Below are 21,484 nucleotides of genomic sequence, written 5' to 3'. Positions count from 1 at the left end.
CCGCCCGTCGCCACACCCTGTCACCGTGATGTCACTGTGCACATAGCAGAAACGTAGCGGGAGACCAGAAGGTTCCCCGGATCCCGTACTTCTACACGGTTTCGGCCACACTGAGTCAGCAACTCCGCGTGAACGTCGATGGTTCCCGTCACTCCCCCCGCATCCACTGCTCCATCACCGACAACAGATGATCGGGATCGACCGGTTTGGTCACGTAGTCGGAGGCTCCCGACTCGATCGCCTTCTCCCGGTCGCCCTTCATCGCCTTCGCGGTCAGCGCGATGATCGGCAGGCCCGCGAACTGCGGCATCCTGCGGATCGCCGTGGTCGTCGCGTAGCCGTCCATCTCCGGCATCATGATGTCCATCAGGACGACGGCGACGTCATCGTGCTGTTCCAGGACCTCGATGCCCTCACGGCCGTTCTCGGCGTACAGCACCGACAGCCCGTGCTGCTCCAGCACGCTGGTCAGCGCGAACACGTTGCGGATGTCGTCGTCGACGATCAGCACCTTCTGGCCGCCGAAGCGGATCCCGCGGTGCGGAACGGGCGCCGTGCTCTGCTCCGCGGCCGACCACTGCTCCTGAGGCGCCAGACGGTGGACGACATCAAGTCCGGACCTGCGGCGGCGCCTGAAGAGCGCCGCGGCGCCGTTCTGCGTCTCGCGGTACGACTTCACCTCGGCCGGCGTCTCGATCTCCACCTCGGCGCGCTGGGCAAGATCCGCGGCGACCACCAGGTCGCCGGCCGCCAGGGCGGGCAGTGCCTGCTGGTAGCCCTGCGGCGGCAGTTCGCTCGGATGCAGCGGCAAATACAGCGTGAACGTCGATCCACGCCCCGGCTCGCTCTGTGCGTAGATCTCACCGCCGAGCAGCTGCGCGATCTCCCGCGAGATCGACAGGCCGAGCCCGGTACCGCCGTACTTGCGACTCGTCGTGCCGTCCGCCTGCTTGAACGCCTCGAAGATCACCCGCATCTTGCTGGCGGCGATACCGATACCGGTGTCGGTCACCGAGAACGCGATCAGATCCGCGTTCGGATCGGTCATCGACCCGGCTTCGAGCAGTTGCTCCCGGATCGCCATGGGCACATCCCGGCCCGCGGGCCGGATGACCAGCTCGACGGCGCCGGAGTCGGTGAACTTCACCGCGTTGGACAACAGGTTCCGCAGCACCTGCAGCAGCCGTTGTTCGTCGGTGTGCAGCGTGGCGGGCAGCTCAGGCGACACCCGTACGGACAGGTCCAGGCCCTTCTCCGCCGTCAGCGGCCGGAATGTGGCCTCGACGTAGTCGACGAGCTGGACGAGCGCGATGCGCGTCGGGGAGACGTCCATCTTGCCCGCCTCGACCTTCGACAGGTCGAGGATGTCGTTGATCAGCTGGAGCAGGTCGGAGCCGGCGCCGTGGATGGTCTCGGCGAACTCGACCTGCTTCGGGGTGAGGTTGGAGTCCGCGTTGTCGGCGAGCAGCTTGGCGAGGATCAGCAGCGAGTTGAGCGGCGTACGCAGCTCGTGCGACATGTTGGCGAGGAACTCGCTCTTGTAGCGCATCGACACGGCGAGCTGCTCGGCGCGCTCCTCCAGGACCTGCCGCGCCTCCTCGATCTCGGTGTTCTTCACCTCGATGTCGCGGTTCTGCTGGGCCAGCAGCTCGGCCTTCTCCTCCAGCTCCGCGTTGGACGCCTGGAGGGCCTTCTGCCGGTTCTCCAACTCGGCCGACCGCTCACGGAGTTGCTCGGTCAGCTCCTGCGACTGCTTCAGCAACTGCTCCGTCTTGGTGTTGACGGAGATGGTGTTGACGCTGGTCGCGATCATCTCGGCGATCTGGTTGAGGAAGTCCTTCTGGATCTGCGTGAACGGGGTGAAGGAAGCCAGCTCGATGATGCCGAGCACCTTGCCCTCGAACAGCACGGGAAGGACGATCACCTGCGCGGGTGGCGCCTCGCCGAGGCCTGAGGAGATCTTCAGGTAGCCACTGGGCGCGTTCTCCACCAGGATCGTGCGCTTCTCCTCGGCGGCCGTCCCGATCAGCGCCTCGCCGGGCCGGAACGACGTCGGCATGGAGCCCATCGAGTAGCCGTACGACCCGAGCATCCGCAGCTCGTACGCGTCCTCGCCCCCGGGGCTGAGTTCCTTGCCGTCGACGGGCGTCATCGCCACGAAGAAGGCACCGTGCTGCGCGGAGACCACCGGCGTCAGCTCGCTCATGATCAGCGAGGCCACGTCCTGCAGGTCGCGGCGGCCCTGCATCAGCGCGGAGATACGGGCCAGGTTGCCCTTCAGCCAGTCCTGTTCCTTGTTGGCGATCGTGGTGTCGCGCAGGTTGGCGATCATCTTGTTGATGTAGTCCTGCAGTTCCTGGATCTCGCCGGACGCGTCGACGTCGATCTTCAGGTTCAGGTCGCCGCGGGTCACCGCGGTCGCCACGCGCGCGATGGCGCGCACCTGCCGGGTCAGGTTCCCGGCCATCTCGTTCACGGATTCCGTGAGGTCGCGCCAGGTGCCGTCCACGTCACGCACGCGTGCCTGACCGCCGAGCTGGCCCTCCGTACCCACTTCACGGGCGACTCGGGTGACCTCTTCGGCGAAGCTGGACAGCTGGTCAACCATCGTGTTGATCGTCGTCTTGAGCTCAAGAATCTCGCCGCGAGCGTCAATGTCGATCTTCTTGGTCAAGTCACCCTTGGCGATGGCCGTGGTGACCATGGCGATGTTGCGCACCTGACCGGTGAGGTTGGACGCCATGCCGTTCACGGAGTCCGTGAGGTCCTTCCAGGTACCCGCCACGCCCGGTACATGCGCCTGACCACCGAGAATGCCGTCCGTGCCCACCTCGCGGGCCACCTTGGTGACCTGGTCGGCGAACGAACTCAGCGTCTTCACCATGGTGTTGAAGGTGTCGGCGAGCTGCTGGACCTCGCCGCGCGCCTCGATCGTCACCGTCCGCGTCAGATCGCCGTTGGCGACGGCCGCCGCGACCTGGGAAATGTTGCGCACCTGCATGGTCAGGTTCTTGGCCATCAGGTTGACGTTGCCGCTGAGGTCCTTCCAGATGCCCGTGACACCCGGAACGTGCGCCTGGCCGCCCAGGATGCCCTCGGTGCCCACCTCACGGGCCACCCGGGTCACCTGCTCGGCGAAGCTGGACAGCTGGTCAACCATCGTGTTGACCGTCGTGACGAGTTCGAGAATCTCGCCCTTCGCGTCAACAGTGATCTTCTTGGACAGGTCGCCCTTGGCGACCGCGGTCGTGACCTCGGCGATGTTGCGCACCTGGATGGTCAGGTTGTTCGCCATGAAGTTCACGGACTGCGTGAGGTCCTTCCAGGTGCCGGAGACACCCTGCACCTCGGCCTGACCGCCCAGCTGGCCCTCCGTGCCCACCTCGCGGGCGACCCTGGTGACCTCCTCCGCGAACGACGACAGCTGGTCGACCATCGTGTTCAGGGTGTTCTTCAGCTCCAGGATCTCCCCGCGCGCGTCCACGGTGATCTTCTGGGACAGGTCACCCCGGGCCACCGCCGTCGCGACCTGTGCGATGTTGCGCACCTGGGCCGTCAGGTTCCCGGCCATGCCGTTCACCGAATCGGTCAGGTCCCGCCACACACCGGCCACGCCGGGCACCTGCGCCTGCCCGCCGAGGCGGCCCTCGGTGCCCACCTCACGGGCCACCCGGGTCACCTGGTCGGCGAACCCGGAGAGCTGGTCGACCATCGTGTTGATGGTGTTCTTCAGCTCCAGGATCTCCCCGCGCGCGTCCACGTCGATCTTCTGGGAGAGGTCACCCTGGGCGACCGCGGTGGTCACCTGCGCGATGTTGCGCACCTGGGCCGTCAGGTTCCCGGCCATGCCGTTGACGGAGTCGGTGAGCTCCTTCCACGTACCGGCCACACCCGGTACGACCGCCTGCCCGCCGAGGCGGCCCTCCGTGCCCACGTCCCGGGCCATCCGGGTCACCTGGTCGGCGAAGGACGACAGCTGGTCCACCATCGTGTTCACGGTGTTCTTCAGCTGGAGCATCTCGCCGGAGACGTCCACGGTGACCTTCTGCGACAGATCACCGTTGGCGACCGCCGTCGTCACCTGCGCGATGTTGCGCACCTGCCCGGTGAGGTTGCGGAACGCCGTGTTGACCGAGTCGGTCAGGTCCTTCCAGGTTCCGGCCGCGCCCGGCACCTGCGCCTGCCCGCCCAGCTCACCCTCGACGCCGACCTCACGGGCCACACGCGTCACCTCGGAGCCGAACGACGACAGCTGGTCGACCATGCCGTTGACGGTGTTCTTCAATTCGAGCATCTCGCCGGCCACGTCGACCGTGACCTTCTGGGAGAGATCACCGTTGGCCACAGCCGTCGTGACGGCCGCGATATCCCTCACCTGAATGGTCAGATTCCGGAACACCGTGTTGACGGAATCCGTCAGGTCCTTCCACGTGCCCGCCGCGCCCGGCACGTTCGCCTGACCGCCCAGCTGCCCCGCGGCACCGACCTCGTTGGCCACGCGCGTGACCTCGTCCGCGAAGATCCGCAGCGTCTCGGTCATCTGGTTGATCGTGTCCGCGAGCTGCGCGACCTCACCGCGTGCCGACACGGTGACCTTCTGCGACAGGTCACCGTTGGCGACCGCGGTGGTGACCTGTGCGATACCGCGCACCTGGGCCGTCAGGTTGCCGGCCATGAGGTTCACCGAATCGGTGAGGTCCTTCCACACACCGGCCACACCCGGCACCTGCGCCTGACCACCGAGTTCGCCCTCCGTGCCCACCTCGCGCGCGACTCGCGTCACCTCGGAGGAGAAGGACGACAGCTGGTCCACCATCGTGTTGACGGTGTTCTTGAGCTCCAGCATCTCGCCGGCGACGTGAACCGTGACCTTCCGGGACAGGTCGCCCTTGGCCACCGCGGTCGTCACCAGGGCGATGTCCCGCACCTGGGCCGTAAGCCGGTACGCCATCGTGTTGACGGAGTCCGTGAGGTCCTTCCACGAACCCGACATGCCACGCACGCGTGCCTGACCGCCCAGCTTGCCCTCGGTGCCCACCTCGCTGGCCACGCGCGTGACCTCGTCGGTGAACGTCGACAGCTGGTCGACGAGGTTGTTCACGGTCCGTCCGACCTTGAGGAACTCCCCCCGCAGCGGATGCCCGGTCCCGTCCTGGGCCTGCGTCCGCAGTTCCATGCGCGGCGACAGATCACCCTCCGCCACCGCCGACAGCACCCGGCCGACCTCGGAGACGGGCCGTACGAGGTCGTCCACGAGCGCGTTGGACGCCTCGATGGCGGCCACCCAGGAGCCCTCGTAGGCGCCCGTCTCCAGCCGCTCGGTGAGCTTGCCCTCACGGCCCACCATGCGCCGCACCCGTGACAGCTCACCCGTCAGATGCAGATTACGGTCGGCCACCTCGTTGAAAACCGCCGCAATCTCGGACATCACGCCGTCACCGGACACCGTGAGCCGTTTACGGAAGTTCCCGTCGCGCATCGCCACGAGAGCCGCCAAAAGCCGGTTCATGGCCGCCGTGTCCACCGCGGTGGTCCCACCACGCGGTTTACGCTGGTTACTCAGGGACTGTCCGCCTTTCGCGCGCGTTTTAGTGCCCCGCGTCGCTGCGCCAGACTCCACTGTGTCCCTCCCGCAGGGGTCGACCGTTACTGCCGTGGTCCGGTACTACCGTTCGCCGCACCGGTTACTGCTGCGTAGTTCTGCCGGATGCAACCAGGCCACACCACGGGCTGCTGCCCGCCATGCGCGGTAGACACTCAGCCTGCCCGGACCTTCACAAGAAGCTTGCCCAGTGTTTCACCCTGCCTGAACCCGGCCATAACAGTTCGGCAGCTTCGCACATCGTCCGCACACCCTCTGGGCGGAAACACTGCAGACCGGCATCCGCATGGACGGCGAAGGTAAGTAACCTTGCATGCGGCTGTCCAGCCGCGCCGGTCCGTCCGGCCTGGGCGGTGGCACGAGCACGAGCGGGCATCGGAGGGGCGGCCGCACAACATGACCACCGGACTGATCCCGGGGGGACAGCCCCCGGACCCCCGGCCGACGGGCGGCCTGCCGCATCAGCGGCACGAGCCGGTCGGCCAGGCAGCCCTGCCCGTCGACAACCGGACGAGGAGTTCTGTGATCACCGCGCGCGCGGCCGCCAGCTTCGAGCCCGTCGGACGATCGGTAGCGACCGCCCGCTCCTTCGTCCGCGACACCCTTCAGGGCTGGGGCTTCGCCGACATCGTCGACGACGCCGTGGTCCTCACCAGCGAGCTGGTGACCAACGCCGTGGTGCATGCCGGCACGTCCGCGGACGTGCTGTGCCTGCGCAGTGACGAGGGTGTACGGATCGAGGTGGCCGACCGCTACCCGGAGCGCGAGATCCCCCTCCAGGGCCATCCCGTCAACATGGGCAGCCCCGACCGCGAGGGCGGCCGCGGGCTCCAGCTGTGCGCGGCGCTCGCCGGCCGCTGGGGCGTCGACTACACGCCGACGCAGAAGCAGGTCTGGTTCCACCTGGACCTTCCCCAGCGCTCTGTCGGTACGCGCGCGGCGGGCCCCTCACTCCCCTCCGACCTCCTCCCCCTCGCCGACGGCCGGGTCCGCGTGGCGGTCATCCAGATCGACCGCACCGGCTCGATCACGTCGTGGAACGAGGATGCGGAGGAACTCTTCGGCTACCCGGCCGAACAGGTCACCGGCAAGCCCCTCACCGACTTCGCCGCCTGGCCGCACACTCCCGGCACCAGCACGGGGATCGTGGAGGCGCTCCAGCTCTCCCGCTGGGAGGGCAGCTACGGCATAAGGGGCGCCAGCGGCCGCGTCACTCCGGTGTACGCCTCCCACCTCCGCGTCCGCGACACGGGCGGCGAGCCGTCCACGGTCTGCCTCCTCGTCGGGGAACACGAACGGGCCGTCCTGCAGACCCCGCTGCGCATCCCGTCCTCCGACTCGGCGACCGCCTCCGACGGCCAGAGCTCCGACCCGTTCGAGGTGTTCATCGGCTCGCCGGCCCCGGACGACCTCGACGGCCTCCTCCAGCGGACGGTGGAGCGCGCCCGCGACATGCTCGACGCCGACTCCGCCTTCCTGCTCCTCGCGACGGACGACGAAACGGAGTTGGAGGTCCGCGCCTCCACAGGCCTGCCCTCCGCCCGCCAGCGCTTCGCACGCGTACCCGTCGAGGCGGGCCCCGGCCGCTACGGCTCGGCCCGCATGCCGGCGGTCCACGACGACCTGGCGGCCGTGCCCGGCGCGGTCCCGCTTCTCAGCGGCACGGGCATGCGCTCGGTCGTCACGGTCCCCCTCAAGGTCGAGGGACGGCTCACCGGCTCCCTCGGCGTCGCGGCGGAGGGAGCCGGCAGATACTCGAACGAGGAGGCCCTGCGCCTCCAATTCGCCGCGGACCGCATCGCGTTGGCGGTCGAGTCGGCCCGCCTCGGCGAACTGGAACGCCTGCGCCGAGGCTCCCTGAGCTTCCTCGTCGAGGCCTCCGACCTGCTGGCCGGCACCCTTGACCGCGACCAGACCCTGGCCCTGATGGCCCAGATGACGGTCCCCACACTCGCCACCTGGTGCGCGGTCTACACGATCGCCGACCAGGCCTCAGAGCCATATCTGTCGTACGTCCTGCACGAGGACGAGGAACTCATCGACGGCATCAAGTCGTTGCTCTCGAAGGTCCCCCCGCCGGACCCGGTACCGACCCCCGGTGCCCGCGTCTGGTCCGCCCCCGGCGAGGTGGCCCACCAGGCAGCGCTGCGCAGTTCCATGCGCAGCCTCGGCCTCAGCGGCGGTCCGACCCGTCAGATCGCCTCGGGCATCGGCCCCACGCTCGCCACGGCCTCCGCGGTGGGCGGTGAGACAGTCGTGCTCCCCCTGGTGGCCCGCAACCGCGTCATCGGCATGCTGACGCTCGGCAAGCCCACCGACGAACACTTCCGCCAGGAAATCCTGGAACTGGCCGAGGACTTGAGCCGCCGAGCCGCGCTCGCCCTCGACAACGCCCGCCTCTACTCCGAGCGCACGGCCATCAGCCAGGCCCTCCAACGCAGCCTCCTGCCGCCCGAACTCCCGGAGATCGACGGCGTCGAGGTCGAGGTCATCTACCGCGCGGCCGGCGAGGGCAACGAGGTCGGCGGTGACTTCTACGACCTCTTCCCGATCAGCGACGGCGCCTACGGCTTCGCCATCGGCGACGTCTGCGGTACGGGCCCGAACGCGGCCGCGGTCACGGGCCTGGCCCGGCACGCCCTGCGCCTGCTGGCCCGCGAGGGCCTCAGCGGCCCGGCCGTGCTGGAACGACTGAACTCGGCCATTCTCGACGAGGGCGCCCGCAGCCGCTTCCTGACGCTTCTCTACGGCGAGATGCGACCGCAGGAGGACGGCAGCGCGGAACTGAAGGTGGTCTGCGCCGGACACCCCCTCCCGCTCCGCCTGCGGCAGGACGGCACAGTGGAGCCGGCCGCCGAACCCCAGCCCCTCCTGGGCGTCATGGAGGACCTGGAGCTCTACGAGCAGACGGTCACCCTCGACCCGGGCGATGTCCTGCTGTGCGTCACGGACGGCGTCACGGAGCGCCGCGAGGGCACCCGCATGCTGGGCGACGACGGCCTCAGCGATGTCCTCACCACCTGCACGGGCCTGACGGCGGGCGCGGTTGCCGCCCGCATCATGCGCGCGGTGGAACGCTTCGCATCCGACGCCCCGTCCGACGACATGGCGATCCTGGCCATGCGAGTCCCGGGCCTCCACAAGGACTGACAGAGGCCGGAACACGAAGAAGGCCCCGCCCAATTGGACGCTGACTCTGTCGGGATCTTGGCGGTCTGCTCAGTCTCTGGCGGACCGCCAAGACCTTGGCCGGGTGATTCCGTGCTGGTCCAAGTAGTTCTGGAAGGCGGTCGGCGGCCGGGACGGAGGTGCTTCTCCGGTTGGCGGCCGTCGGCTGAGGCGCTCGATGTTCGCGGCGATGGCTGTGAACACGTGCTGTAAGTGGGCTTTGTGCTGTCCTCGGTAGCGGCAGCGGCGCAGGCCGTGTCCGTGGGCGAGCTCGTTGATGGTGCCTTCCACTCCGGAGCGGACCGCGTAGCGGGCCTGCCATTCGGGTGTCTGCTGTTCGGCGCGGACGCGGAGTTGCAGGTCGCGGAGTTCTCGCGGGGGGAAGCCCACGCTCCGGGCGCTGTCGGCGGTGGTCGTGCAGCGGGTGCGGACCGGGCAGGGACGGCACTGGCTCTTGGTGAACCGTGCGACGATCAGAGGTGCCGCGGTGGGTGAGGAGGTCGGGTAGGGGCCGTGCCATCCTGCGCTGGTCTCGCCCTGCGGGCAGGTGACCTGCCGGCGGTCGAAGTCGATGTGGAAGTCGTCGCGGCCGAAGCCGTTGTTCCTGCGGTTCTGGCGGGTGGTGTTGACCGGCAGTGGTCCGGTGACCGTGACCTGGTGTTCGCGGGCTGCCTGTTCCAGATGGACCAGGGAGGTGTAGCCGCCGTCGACCAGATGCTCGGCGGGCAGCAGCCCGCGGCGCTTGAGCCGGGTGTGGATGCCGGGCAGAGCCTTCGCGTCGTAGCTGGTGGCGTCGGTGGTCGCCACATCGGTGATCACGTTGACGCCGTCAGGAGAACAGGTCTCGGTGAGATGTGCGACGAACCCTCTCCAGCGGGTGACATGTCCGCGGCGCGCGTAGCGGGCCGTCGGGTCGTAGGGCGAGACAACCGCGACGGCCGAGGGCGGCAGCCCGCCGTCCTCGGCGGTGCGCCAGCGCAGGCGGCCGGCCCCGTCGCGGTAGTAGTTCTGAACCATGATCTGCCGCAGGGCCTGGACCCGGGGCCCGGACAGGCGTTCCGGCCCGTGCTGCCCGAGGTGCCCGATTAGCCGGGCGGCGTCGTTGCCAGTGGCGAGGATCCTGGTCTTGGGGCGGGTGGGGTTCTTGCCCAGACGGACCGGGCGGCCGTAGCGGCGCCCCCACTCCTCGTCGACCAAGCCGGTCAGCAAGTGCGGAGCTATGCCGGCCAGCTCTTCCAGCGCGGCGCGGACAGCTTCGGTGACCAGTTCCAGGCGGGTCAGGTCGCGCACCGCGGCCAAGACGTGGGTGGAGTCCGTGCGCTGGGTGGTGCGCTCGCGGACGAGACCGGCCTCCTTCAGGCGCGCGAGCGCGAGGTCCAGGAGACGGTCGGCTCGGCCGTCCTCGGTGAGACGGTCGCGGAAGTCGGCCAGCACGCTGTGGTGGAAGCCGGGATCGTCCAGTTCCATGGCCGGCGCGTACTTGAAATCGATGCGGCAGCGAACCGCTTCGGCCGCCTGCCGGTCCGACAGGCCGAGCAGGAACTGCAGCACGCAGACGGTGGCCAGCTGGGCGGGTGAGAGCCCCGGGCGCCCGTCACGCGGGTACCAGTCGGCGAAGTCCTCGTCACGCCACAGCCTGCCCAGGTGGTCTCTCACCCACATCGCCGTCGTACCGCCCGGATTGCTCGCTCGCGCCATCCGCACGGTCAGAGAAGGGACTTGCTCACCAGAACGGGCACGGAGCGACAACGGGCACCTCGACATCTGCATCGGTCCTGAACAGATCCGAGGACGCCCGTTGATCATGCTGCCCCGCCGGAGATCCTCAAGATCCCCGACAGAGTCAGCGTCCAATTGGGCGGGGCCTTCCAGCTGGAGCCCCCAAACGGAATCGAACCGTTGACCTTCTCCTTACCATGGAGACGCTCTACCGACTGAGCTATAGGGGCCTGTTGCCTCACGAGGTTTCCCTCGCGGCAACGGAATAGATCATACCCCGAACAGACACCTGCTCCCAACCGCTCAGAAAGCAGGCTGGAGCAGTCCGCCCAGTGCATTGCACGCGCCGACGATCCGCTGCATGTCCCGCTTCGTCAACGCGGCGTCTACAGGCAGTGCGAGGGTCTCATCGGCCGCACGCTCGGTCTCCGGCAGGGACACGCAGCGACGGAATTCCGGCAGCCGGTGCACGGGCGTCTTCACCGGCACCCGGCACTCAACTCCCCTGGACCGCACGGCCCGGGCAAAGGCATCCCGGTCCGGACGACCGTTCCCGGGCACCCGGACGACGTATTGCTGGTAGGTGTGCCCGTCACCACCGTCGGGCGTTCGTACGCCCCTCAACTTGGCGTCGAGATAAGCGGCACGCTCCCGTCGCTGAGCGATCTCGTCGTACGGCGCCTCTGACTCGCCCTGCTCCAGCACCAGCAGCTGGTGCCGCTGTCCCACGCCATGCAGCCGCGTGATGTCAGCCGGCCGACCGAAGCGGTGTACGACAACAATCGCCGCCGTCCGCGGAGTTACGGCCGCCTCGACAGCGGAGGCGTCCAGGCAGTACGTCAACGGATCTATGTCGGCGAACACCGGCAGCGCACCCGCGAGGGCGACCGCTCCGGCGACCTCGGCGTTCCCGAAGGCCGGCACGACGACCTCGTCACCGACACCCACGCCGGCGGCCCTGAGCATTGCAGCAGTACCCATGCCTCGGATAGTGGTTGCGCAACGTGAACTTCAAGTGACGCAGAACAAAAAAGGGTTGGACCCCGAACCGAAGTTCAGGATCCAACCCTTTGAATGATTGTTCGGCGGCGTCCTACTCTCCCACAGGGTCCCCCCTGCAGTACCATCGGCGCTGTAAGGCTTAGCTTCCGGGTTCGAAATGTAACCGGGCGTTTCCCTCACGCTATAACCACCGAAACACTATGAAACTGTCGAACCTGCCACACCATCACCATCACCGGTAACGGGGCTGTTCGTGGTTTCAGAACCAACACAGTGGACGCGAGCAACTGAGGACAAGCCCTCGGCCTATTAGTACCGGTCACCTCCACCCATTACTGGGCTTCCAGATCCGGCCTATCAACCCAGTCGTCTACTGGGAGCCTTACCCCATCAAGTGGGTGGGAATACTCATCTCGAAGCAGGCTTCCCGCTTAGATGCTTTCAGCGGTTATCCCTCCCGAACGTAGCCAACCAGCCATGCCCTTGGCAGAACAACTGGCACACCAGAGGTTCGTCCGTCCCGGTCCTCTCGTACTAGGGACAGCCCTTCTCAATATTCCTGCGCGCGCAGCGGATAGGGACCGAACTGTCTCACGACGTTCTAAACCCAGCTCGCGTACCGCTTTAATGGGCGAACAGCCCAACCCTTGGGACCGACTCCAGCCCCAGGATGCGACGAGCCGACATCGAGGTGCCAAACCATCCCGTCGATATGGACTCTTGGGGAAGATCAGCCTGTTATCCCCGGGGTACCTTTTATCCGTTGAGCGACGGCGCTTCCACAAGCCACCGCCGGATCACTAGTCCCGACTTTCGTCCCTGCTCGACCCGTCGGTCTCACAGTCAAGCTCCCTTGTGCACTTACACTCAACACCTGATTGCCAACCAGGCTGAGGGAACCTTTGGGCGCCTCCGTTACTCTTTAGGAGGCAACCGCCCCAGTTAAACTACCCATCAGACACTGTCCCTGATCCGGATCACGGACCCAGGTTAGACATCCAGCACGACCAGACTGGTATTTCAACGACGACTCCCCCTGAACTGGCGTCCAGAGTTCACAGTCTCCCAGCTATCCTACACAAGCCGAACCGAACACCAATATCAAACTGTAGTAAAGGTCCCGGGGTCTTTCCGTCCTGCTGCGCGAAACGAGCATCTTTACTCGTAGTGCAATTTCACCGGGCCTATGGTTGAGACAGTCGAGAAGTCGTTACGCCATTCGTGCAGGTCGGAACTTACCCGACAAGGAATTTCGCTACCTTAGGATGGTTATAGTTACCACCGCCGTTTACTGGCGCTTAAGTTCTCAGCTTCGCACGCCCGAAAGCGCACTAACCGGTCCCCTTAACGTTCCAGCACCGGGCAGGCGTCAGTCCGTATACATCGCCTTACGGCTTCGCACGGACCTGTGTTTTTAGTAAACAGTCGCTTCTCGCTGGTCTCTGCGGCCACCCCCAGCTCATGGAGTAAATCCAATCACCAGTGATGGCCCCCTTCTCCCGAAGTTACGGGGGCATTTTGCCGAGTTCCTTAACCATAGTTCACCCGAACGCCTCGGTATTCTCTACCTGACCACCTGAGTCGGTTTAGGGTACGGGCCGCCATGAAACTCGCTAGAGGCTTTTCTCGACAGCATAGGATCATCCACTTCACCACAATCGGCTCGGCATCAGGTCTCAGCCCCATGTGCGACGGATTTACCTACCGCACGGCCTACACCCTTACCCCGGGACAACCACCGCCCGGGCTGGACTACCTTCCTGCGTCACCCCATCACTCACCTACTACAAGTCTGGTCTATCGGCTCCACCACTTTCCATTCCCCGAAGGGTCCGGAACGGCTTCACGGACTTAGCATCGCCTGATTCAATGTTTGACGCTTCACAGCGGGTACCGGAATATCAACCGGTTATCCATCGACTACGCCTGTCGGCCTCGCCTTAGGTCCCGACTTACCCTGGGCAGATCAGCTTGACCCAGGAACCCTTAGTCAATCGGCGCACACGTTTCTCACGTGTGAATCGCTACTCATGCCTGCATTCTCACTCGTGAACCGTCCACCACTGCCTTCCGGCGCGGCTTCACCCGGCACACGACGCTCCCCTACCCATCACAGCCTCCGTTGGGAGTATTGCTGCAATGACACGACTTCGGCGGTACGCTTGAGCCCCGCTACATTGTCGGCGCGGAATCACTAGACCAGTGAGCTATTACGCACTCTTTCAAGGGTGGCTGCTTCTAAGCCAACCTCCTGGTTGTCTGTGCGACTCCACATCCTTTCCCACTTAGCGTACGCTTAGGGGCCTTAGTCGATGCTCTGGGCTGTTTCCCTCTCGACCATGGAGCTTATCCCCCACAGTCTCACTGCCGCGCTCTCACTTACCGGCATTCGGAGTTTGGCTAAGGTCAGTAACCCGGTAGGGCCCATCGCCTATCCAGTGCTCTACCTCCGGCAAGAAACACACGACGCTGCACCTAAATGCATTTCGGGGAGAACCAGCTATCACGGAGTTTGATTGGCCTTTCACCCCTAACCACAGGTCATCCCCCAGGTTTTCAACCCTGGTGGGTTCGGTCCTCCACGAAGTCTTACCTCCGCTTCAACCTGCCCATGGCTAGATCACTCCGCTTCGGGTCTTGAGCGCGCTACTATACCGCCCTATTCGGACTCGCTTTCGCTACGGCTTCCCCACCCGGGTTAACCTCGCAACACACCGCAAACTCGCAGGCTCATTCTTCAAAAGGCACGCAGTCACGAGAATGTGCAAGCACATTCCGACGCTCCCACGGCTTGTAGGCACACGGTTTCAGGTACTATTTCACTCCGCTCCCGCGGTACTTTTCACCATTCCCTCACGGTACTATCCGCTATCGGTCACCAGGGAATATTTAGGCTTAACGGGTGGTCCCGCCAGATTCACACGGGATTTCTCGGGCCCCGTGCTACTTGGGTGTCTCTCAAACGAGCCGTTGACGTTTCGACTACGGGGGTCTTACCCTCTACGCCGGACCTTTCGCATGTCCTTCGCCTACATCAACGGTTTCTGACTCGTCTCACGGCCGGCAGACCGCAAAAGAGAGATCCCACAACCCCGTATACGCAACCCCTGCCGGGTCTCACACGCATACGGTTTGGCCTCATCCGGTTTCGCTCGCCACTACTCCCGGAATCACGGTTGTTTTCTCTTCCTGCGGGTACTGAGATGTTTCACTTCCCCGCGTTCCCTCCACTTGCCCTATGTGTTCAGGCAAGGGTGACAGCCCATGACGACTGCCGGGTTTCCCCATTCGGACACCCCCGGATCAAAGCCTGGTTGACGACTCCCCGGGGCCTATCGTGGCCTCCCACGTCCTTCATCGGTTCCTGGTGCCAAGGCATCCACCGTGCGCCCTTAAAAACTTGGCCACAGATGCTCGCGTCCACTGTGCAGTTCTCAAACAACGACCAGCCACCCACCACCCCGAACCTAAGTCCGAGTGCACTGGGGCCGGCATCAGAAGGGCAAGCAACGCTCGCACCCTCAGACACCCAACAGCGTGCCCGACCCGACTCCCGCCCGGAGATCATGCTTTCCACGCTCCGAAGAGCAGTACTCACAGCCTCCGACCCGAGAACCGGACCGAATAATCAACGTTCCACCCATGAGCAACCACCGTCGGACGTTCGCCGATGAACTGGCCTCTGACCTCACCCCGGAGGGATCGGTAAGAAGTGCTCCTTAGAAAGGAGGTGATCCAGCCGCACCTTCCGGTACGGCTACCTTGTTACGACTTCGTCCCAATCGCCAGTCCCACCTTCGACAGCTCCCTCCCACAAGGGGTTGGGCCACCGGCTTCGGGTGTTACCGACTTTCGTGACGTGACGGGCGGTGTGTACAAGGCCCGGGAACGTATTCACCGCAGCAATGCTGATCTGCGATTACTAGCAACTCCGACTTCATGGGGTCGAGTTGCAGACCCCAATCCGAACTGAGACCGGCTTTTTGAGATTCGCTCCACCTCACGGTATCGCAGCTCATTGTACCGGCCATTGTAGCACGTGTGCAGCCCAAGACATAAGGGGCATGATGACTTGACGTCGTCCCCACCTTCCTCCGAGTTGACCCCGGCGGTCTCCTGTGAGTCCCCATCACCCCGAAGGGCATGCTGGCAACACAGGACAAGGGTTGCGCTCGTTGCGGGACTTAACCCAACATCTCACGACACGAGCTGACGACAGCCATGCACCACCTGTACACCGACCACAAGGGGGGCACCATCTCTGATGCTTTCCGGCGTATGTCAAGCCTTGGTAAGGTTCTTCGCGTTGCGTCGAATTAAGCCACATGCTCCGCTGCTTGTGCGGGCCCCCGTCAATTCCTTTGAGTTTTAGCCTTGCGGCCGTACTCCCCAGGCGGGGAACTTAATGCGTTAGCTGCGGCACCGACGACGTGGAATGTCGCCAACACCTAGTTCCCACCGTTTACGGCGTGGACTACCAGGGTATCTAATCCTGTTCGCTCCCCACGCTTTCGCTCCTCAGCGTCAGTAATGGCCCAGAGATCCGCCTTCGCCACCGGTGTTCCTCCTGATATCTGCGCATTTCACCGCTACACCAGGAATTCCGATCTCCCCTACCACACTCTAGCTAGCCCGTATCGAATGCAGACCCGGGGTTAAGCCCCGGGCTTTCACACCCGACGTGACAAGCCGCCTACGAGCTCTTTACGCCCAATAATTCCGGACAACGCTTGCGCCCTACGTATTACCGCGGCTGCTGGCACGTAGTTAGCCGGCGCTTCTTCTGCAGGTACCGTCACTTTCGCTTCTTCCCTGCTGAAAGAGGTTTACAACCCGAAGGCCGTCATCCCTCACGCGGCGTCGCTGCATCAGGCTTTCGCCCATTGTGCAATATTCCCCACTGCTGCCTCCCGTAGGAGTCTGGGCCGTGTCTCAGTCCCAGTGTGGCCGGTCGCCCTCTCAGGCCGGCTACCCGTCGTCGCCTTGGTGAGCCATTACCTCACCAACAAGCTGATAGGCCGCGGGCTCATCCTTCACCGCCGGAGCTTTCAACCACCACCCATGCGAGTGACAGTGATATCCGGTATTAGACCCCGTTTCCAGGGCTTGTCCCAGAGTGAAGGGCAGATTGCCCACGTGTTACTCACCCGTTCGCCACTAATCCACCCCGAAGGGCTTCATCGTTCGACTTGCATGTGTTAAGCACGCCGCCAGCGTTCGTCCTGAGCCAGGATCAAACTCTCCGTGAATGTTCTCCCGTCATCGGGATGACACCACGAGAGCGGAACAGCCGGGCGGAATAAGCCCAGCCGTTCACAGCGTCCTCGCTGTGTTTTACTTCAAAGGAACCTCGACCACCGGATAATTCCGGCGGACGGGGTATCAACATATCTGGCGTTGATTTTTGGCACGCTGTTGAGTTCTCAAGGAACGGACGCTTCCTTTGTACTCACCCTCTCGGGCTTTCCTCCGGGCGCTTCCCTTCGGCCTTACGTTTCCGACTCTATCAGACCGTTTCCCGATCCGATTTCCTCGGCGCTTTCCAGGATCCCGCTTCCGCGTTTCCCTTTCCGGCGGTCCCGACTTTATCAGAGATTCTGAGTCGGATTTCCCGCCCCGATCGGGACTGCTTCCGGTACGCGAAGCGTCCGGGTTCCCGTTCAGGCGGTGCCGCAAACGTACTGGAGCGGGGCGGCCCGATGCAAATCGAGGCGCCCCGCTCCTAGTTCAGGCGTACGAGAGGTCGTACGCCTGTCAGACCTCCACCACGACAGGGAGGATCATCGGCCTGCGCCGATAGGTGTCCGAGACCCACTTGCCGAGGGTGCGGCGGATGAGCTGCTGCAGCTGGTGCGGCTCCACCACTCCGTCCTGAGCCGAGCGCTCCAGTACCTCGGTGATCTTCGGGATCACGCCGCCGAAGGCCGAGTCGTCGATGCCCGAGCCGCGGGCCTGGATGTGCGGACCGCCCGTGATCTTGCCCGTTGACGAGTCCACCACCAGGAAGACCGAGATGATGCCCTCGTCGCCGAGGATCTTCCGGTCCTTCAGGGCCGGCTCGCCCACGTCGCCGACCGAGAGCCCGTCGACGTATACGTAACCCGCCTGGACCTTGCCCGAGATCTTCGCCTTGCCCTCGACGAGGTCGACGACCACGCCGTCCTCGGCGATGACGATGTGGTCGTGCGGGACTCCGGTCAGGGCGCCCAGTTCGGCGTTGGCGCGCAGGTGGCGCCATTCGCCGTGGACCGGCATCAGGTTCTTCGGGCGGCAGATGTTGTAGAAGTACAGGAGCTCGCCCGCGGACGCGTGGCCCGAGACGTGCACCTTGGCGTTGCCCTTGTGGACGACGTTCGCGCCCCAGCGGGTCAGGCCGTTGATCACGCGGTAGACCGCGTTCTCGTTGCCGGGGATCAGGGACGACGCCAGGATCACCGTGTCGCCGTCGACGATGCGGATCTGGTGATCGCGGTTGGCCATGCGGGACAGGGCCGCCATCGGTTCACCCTGTGAGCCCGTGCAGACCAGCACGACCTCGCTGTCGGGCAGGTCGTCCAGTGTCTTCACGTCGACGACCAGGCCCGGCGGGACCTTCAGATAGCCCAGGTCCCGGGCGATGCCCATGTTGCGGACCATCGAGCGGCCGACGAAGGCGACCCTGCGGCCGTACTCGTGGGCCGCGTCCAGGATCTGCTGGATGCGGTGGACGTGGCTGGCGAAGCTCGCCACGATGATCCGCTTGCGGGCGGACCCGAACACCTGGCGCAGGACGTTGGAGATGTCGCGCTCGGGCGGGACGAAGCCCGGAACCTCGGCGTTCGTCGAGTCGGCGAGGAGCAGGTCGATGCCCTCCTCGCTCAGTCGCGCGAACGCATGGAGGTCCGTGAGACGGCCGTCCAGCGGGAGCTGGTCCATCTTGAAGTCGCCGGTGTGGACGACCATGCCGGCGGGGGTGCGGATGGCGACCGCCAGGGCGTCCGGGATGGAGTGGTTGACCGCGATGAACTCGCAGTCGAAGGGGCCCACATGTTCGCGGTTGCCCTCAGCCACCTCCAGGGTGTACGGACGGATGCGGTGCTCCTGGAGCTTGGCCTCGATGAGGGCCAGGGTCAGCTTGGAGCCGATCAGCGGGATGTCCGGCTTCTCGCGCAGGAGATAGGGGACGCCGCCGATGTGGTCCTCGTGGCCGTGCGTGAGGACGATGCCGTCGATGTCGTCGAGGCGGTCCCTGACGGACGAGAAGTCCGGCAGGATCAGGTCGATTCCGGGCTGCTCCTCCTCGGGGAAGAGCACGCCGCAGTCGACGATCAGAAGGCGGCCTCCGTATTCGAAGACCGTCATGTTCCGGCCGATCTCGCCGAGACCGCCCAGCGGGGTGACCCGCAGGCCACCTTCGGGAAGCGGCGCGGGCAGGCCGAGTTGGGGATGCGGATGACTCAAAAGACTCTCCTCACCACACGCGCCACGTACCAATGGGCACGTGGCACGCATGACGTTCGTGCATGAGCAGTTGTTGTTGTGGGGTGCGGGCACCGGCCCGCTTATTCAGTTGTGAAGCCTGTGTGCCAAGTCTGGTGTCAGAGCTGTACCCCGCCCGCAGCAAGATCGATCTTGAGCTGGGCGATCTCCTCGGGCGTGCACTCGACCATGGGCGCCCGCAGGGGCCCCGCCGGCAGGCCCTGGAGGGCGAGGGCGGCCTTGGTGGTCATGACTCCCTGGGTGCGGAACATGCCTGTGTAGACCGGGAGCAGCTTCTGGTGGATCTCCGTGGCCTTCTGTACGTCGCCGGAGACGAAGGCGTCTACGAGGGCGCGCAGGTCGGGTGTGACCACGTGGCCGACGACCGAGACGAAACCGACCGCGCCCACGGAGAGCAGCGGCAGGTTCAGCATGTCGTCACCGGAGTACCAGGCGAGGCCGGAGCGCGCGATGGCCCAGCTCGCGCGGCCGAGGTCACCCTTGGCGTCCTTGTTGGCGACGATCCGCGGGTGCTCCGCGAGGCGGACCAGCGTCTCGGAGCTGATCGGCACGCCGCTGCGGCCCGGGATGTCGTAGAGCATGACCGGCAGCTCGGCGGCGTCGGCGACGGCCGTGAAGTGCCGGTACAGGCCTTCCTGCGGGGGCTTGTTGTAGTACGGCGTCACGACCAGGAGGCCGTGGGCGCCGGCCTTCTCGGCGGCACGGGCGAGCTCGGTGCTGTGGTGGGTGTCGTTCGTGCCGACTCCGGCCACGACGTGCGCGCGGTCGCCCACCGCCTCCAGTACGGCCCGTACGAGATCCGATTTCTCCGCGTCGCTGGTCGTGGGGGACTCGCCGGTGGTGCCGTTGATGATCAGGCCGTCGTTGCCTGCATCCACCAGGTGGGTGGCGAGCCGCTGAGCGCCGTCGAGGTCGAGTGCGCCGTCCGCCGTGAAGGGCGTGACCATGGCGGTGAGGACCCTCCCGAAGGGGGTCTGCGGAGTGGAGGTCGGAGCCATGGGTAACACGCTACTCGCTGCTCAATGAGTGGTCTGCCCTTGGGGTGCGGGATAAGTCCGGACAAATGCGGAGCCCGGTACTGCCTGCTCGGGGGTTCAAGCAGTACCGGGTCCGTTTGATCAGGCTAGATGAACTTCTCCAAATGCCGCAATACGGACACTTCGCGAGGCCGACCCGTACATCTGTGCCCGGTTTGGGGAACGGGGGTGTGCTACGGCGCCACGCGGCCGTTCGTGTTGAAGGCGGCGTGCGTCAGCGGCACGAGCCGGGCCCACTGGGCCCCCGTCTTCTCGCCGCCCCTCTCGATCTCCCGCTGCGGGAAGGACGGGACGTGGTCGGCGGCAGGGGTCTCGGTCACGGCTCGGAGGATCCTTCCGCCACGTCGCTCAGGCAGCGCCCACTCCACGGCGGGACCCGCGCGTGCCGGCACGGCACGGCACGGCCCTGACAACGGGGCGTTCGGTAGCGGGACACGACATACGCCGGCGAAGTTCTGTGAATTCGGTGAAACCGGGCACCTTTTGGGGCAATCGCTCGTCTGTGTTGATGACAGTGATTCGTTCGATCCCCGAGGGGAGACGCACCACCGATGTTCCGCCGGCGTGAGCCCGTCCCGTTCGCCTTTGTCGCCGAAGCCGACAGGTTCCACAGCAATGTCACTCCCCCGCCCCGCCAGCGGGCCTCCGCCGGTCAGATAGCCGGGCGCTGGCTGCTGGGACTCACGATCGTGGCCGGACTCGTGGGCTCCCTGGTCCTCGGGGCGCCGGCGCTGTCCACCCCCGCTTCGACACCGGCTCAGCAGTCACAGGCGTCCCAGGGGCACTGACTCGTCCGGCCCCCCAGGAGTGGTGAGCGGGGACACTGCCGGATAACCTCACCGGGCACAGCCCATGCATGGATTGAGTGAGGACCAACCGTGCCCCTGCCCTTCCTGACGGCCGACCGCGCTTTCGAGACAGCCGACGACATCGCGCTGCCGTTCGACGACCGCGACCGCTGGCGGCGCCCCTACCGTCCGGGGCCCTGGCGGGTGGGCGCAGCGGCGCTCTGGCTGCTGCTCGCCTCGTTCGTGCTGTTCGCCGCGGTCATCATCGCGTTCACCGCACCGGCCCCGGAGGCCGCTGTGGTCTTCGGCATCGCGCTGGCCGCCATCGTGGTCGCCCTGCGACTGCTGCGCGTGGGCGCATGGGTGAGTACGCGCGGCCTGCGCCAGGTGAGCTTCTTCGGCACGCGTACCACCCCCTGGGACCGGATCGTCGCCGTGCGGACGGTGCAGCAGCCGGTGCGCTGGCTCGGGCTGCCGCGGACAGTGCAGGGTCAGGCGCTGGTCCTCGTACGCAATGACCGCGCGGCGCAGGACGCGCCGGTGCTGCTGACCACGCACAGCGCCGACTTCCTTGCGCGGGCCGGATCGTTCGACCGGGCGGCGGACACCATCGAGGCATGGGCGGCGGAGCACAGGCGCGACTGACCGGTGTTCGTACGAAGGGGCCGGCCCGCGGTGTGTGCGGGCCG

8 protein-coding genes, 1 tRNA gene, 3 rRNA genes and 1 pseudogene are annotated in these 21,484 nt (G+C 65.6%); 3 read left to right on the top strand and 10 right to left on the bottom strand.

The features are described from left to right. Positions 1–148: 148 nt before the first annotated feature. Positions 149–5,620: a HAMP domain-containing protein gene (locus tag OOK07_RS31750; RefSeq protein ID WP_266685204.1), complete on the bottom strand. Its 5,472-nt coding sequence runs from the start codon at positions 5,618–5,620 to the stop codon at positions 149–151. A gap of 378 nt (positions 5,621–5,998) precedes the next feature. Here OOK07_RS31750 and OOK07_RS31745 point away from each other — a divergent pair, with 378 nt between their 5' ends. Continuing rightward, the gene (locus OOK07_RS31745; RefSeq protein ID WP_266799846.1) at positions 5,999–8,752 is read left to right on the top strand and encodes a SpoIIE family protein phosphatase; all 2,754 of its coding nucleotides are present in this window, start codon (positions 5,999–6,001) and stop codon (positions 8,750–8,752) included. Between the two features lie 69 nt (positions 8,753–8,821). On the opposite strand, the gene OOK07_RS31740 is transcribed toward OOK07_RS31745, so the two are convergent. The 9 genes and pseudogenes from OOK07_RS31740 to OOK07_RS31700 all read right to left on the bottom strand — a co-directional run. Continuing rightward, positions 8,822–10,468, bottom strand: coding sequence for an IS1182 family transposase (locus tag OOK07_RS31740; RefSeq protein ID WP_266802099.1), 1,647 nt, complete (start codon positions 10,466–10,468; stop codon positions 8,822–8,824). 175 nt (positions 10,469–10,643) lie between these two features. Beyond that, positions 10,644–10,719 (bottom strand) — tRNA-Thr (locus OOK07_RS31735). A 73-nt stretch (positions 10,720–10,792) separates the two neighbouring features. Beyond that, complete coding sequence (locus tag OOK07_RS31730; RefSeq protein WP_266802097.1) at positions 10,793–11,455, bottom strand: DegT/DnrJ/EryC1/StrS family aminotransferase; 663 nt, start codon at positions 11,453–11,455, stop codon at positions 10,793–10,795. 114 nt (positions 11,456–11,569) lie between these two features. Further along, a 5S ribosomal RNA gene (rrf, locus tag OOK07_RS31725) occupies positions 11,570–11,686 on the bottom strand. Between the two features lie 94 nt (positions 11,687–11,780). Next, a 23S ribosomal RNA gene (locus OOK07_RS31720) occupies positions 11,781–14,897 on the bottom strand. A 317-nt stretch (positions 14,898–15,214) separates the two neighbouring features. Beyond that, positions 15,215–16,740, bottom strand: a 16S ribosomal RNA gene (locus OOK07_RS31715). The 16S, 23S and 5S rRNA genes sit together here, the layout of an rRNA operon. A gap of 505 nt (positions 16,741–17,245) precedes the next feature. Beyond that, entirely contained in the window at positions 17,246–18,931 is a 1,686-nt protein-coding gene (locus OOK07_RS31710; protein ID WP_266685201.1) for a ribonuclease J, read from the bottom strand. A gap of 137 nt (positions 18,932–19,068) precedes the next feature. Beyond that, entirely contained in the window at positions 19,069–19,968 is a 900-nt protein-coding gene (dapA, locus tag OOK07_RS31705; RefSeq protein WP_266685200.1) for a 4-hydroxy-tetrahydrodipicolinate synthase, read from the bottom strand. Between the two features lie 212 nt (positions 19,969–20,180). After that, positions 20,181–20,300: pseudogene (locus tag OOK07_RS31700) on the bottom strand (FAD-dependent thymidylate synthase); the annotation flags it as partial. 258 nt (positions 20,301–20,558) lie between these two features. Here OOK07_RS31700 and OOK07_RS31695 point away from each other — a divergent pair. Together OOK07_RS31695 and OOK07_RS31690 are read left to right on the top strand one after the other, a co-directional pair. Then, the gene (locus OOK07_RS31695) at positions 20,559–20,795 is read left to right on the top strand and encodes a hypothetical protein (protein ID WP_266685199.1); all 237 of its coding nucleotides are present in this window, start codon (positions 20,559–20,561) and stop codon (positions 20,793–20,795) included. 90 nt (positions 20,796–20,885) lie between these two features. Then, complete coding sequence (locus tag OOK07_RS31690; protein ID WP_266685198.1) at positions 20,886–21,440, top strand: SCO5741 family PH domain-containing membrane protein; 555 nt, start codon at positions 20,886–20,888, stop codon at positions 21,438–21,440. Positions 21,441–21,484: the final 44 nt, after the last annotated feature.

It is taken from the genome of Streptomyces sp. NBC_00078 (assembly GCF_026343335.1).
Lineage (GTDB): Bacteria > Actinomycetota > Actinomycetes > Streptomycetales > Streptomycetaceae > Streptomyces.
The sequence above is the reverse complement of the archived record's forward strand: the minus strand, read 5'-3'. Positions and strand labels throughout refer to the sequence as shown.

Bases quoted from the DNA above. Each gene is read 5' to 3' on its own strand.
- OOK07_RS31745 (WP_266799846.1), top strand. From the start codon at position 5,999: ATGACCACCGGACTGATCCCGGGGGGACAGCCCCCGGACCCCCGGCCG.
- OOK07_RS31740 (WP_266802099.1), bottom strand. From the start codon at position 10,468: ATGGCGCGAGCGAGCAATCCGGGCGGTACGACGGCGATGTGGGTGAGA.
- OOK07_RS31730 (WP_266802097.1), bottom strand. From the start codon at position 11,455: ATGCTCAGGGCCGCCGGCGTGGGTGTCGGTGACGAGGTCGTCGTGCCG.
- dapA (WP_266685200.1), bottom strand. From the start codon at position 19,968: ATGGCTCCGACCTCCACTCCGCAGACCCCCTTCGGGAGGGTCCTCACC.
- OOK07_RS31695 (WP_266685199.1), top strand. From the start codon at position 20,559: ATGTTCCGCCGGCGTGAGCCCGTCCCGTTCGCCTTTGTCGCCGAAGCC.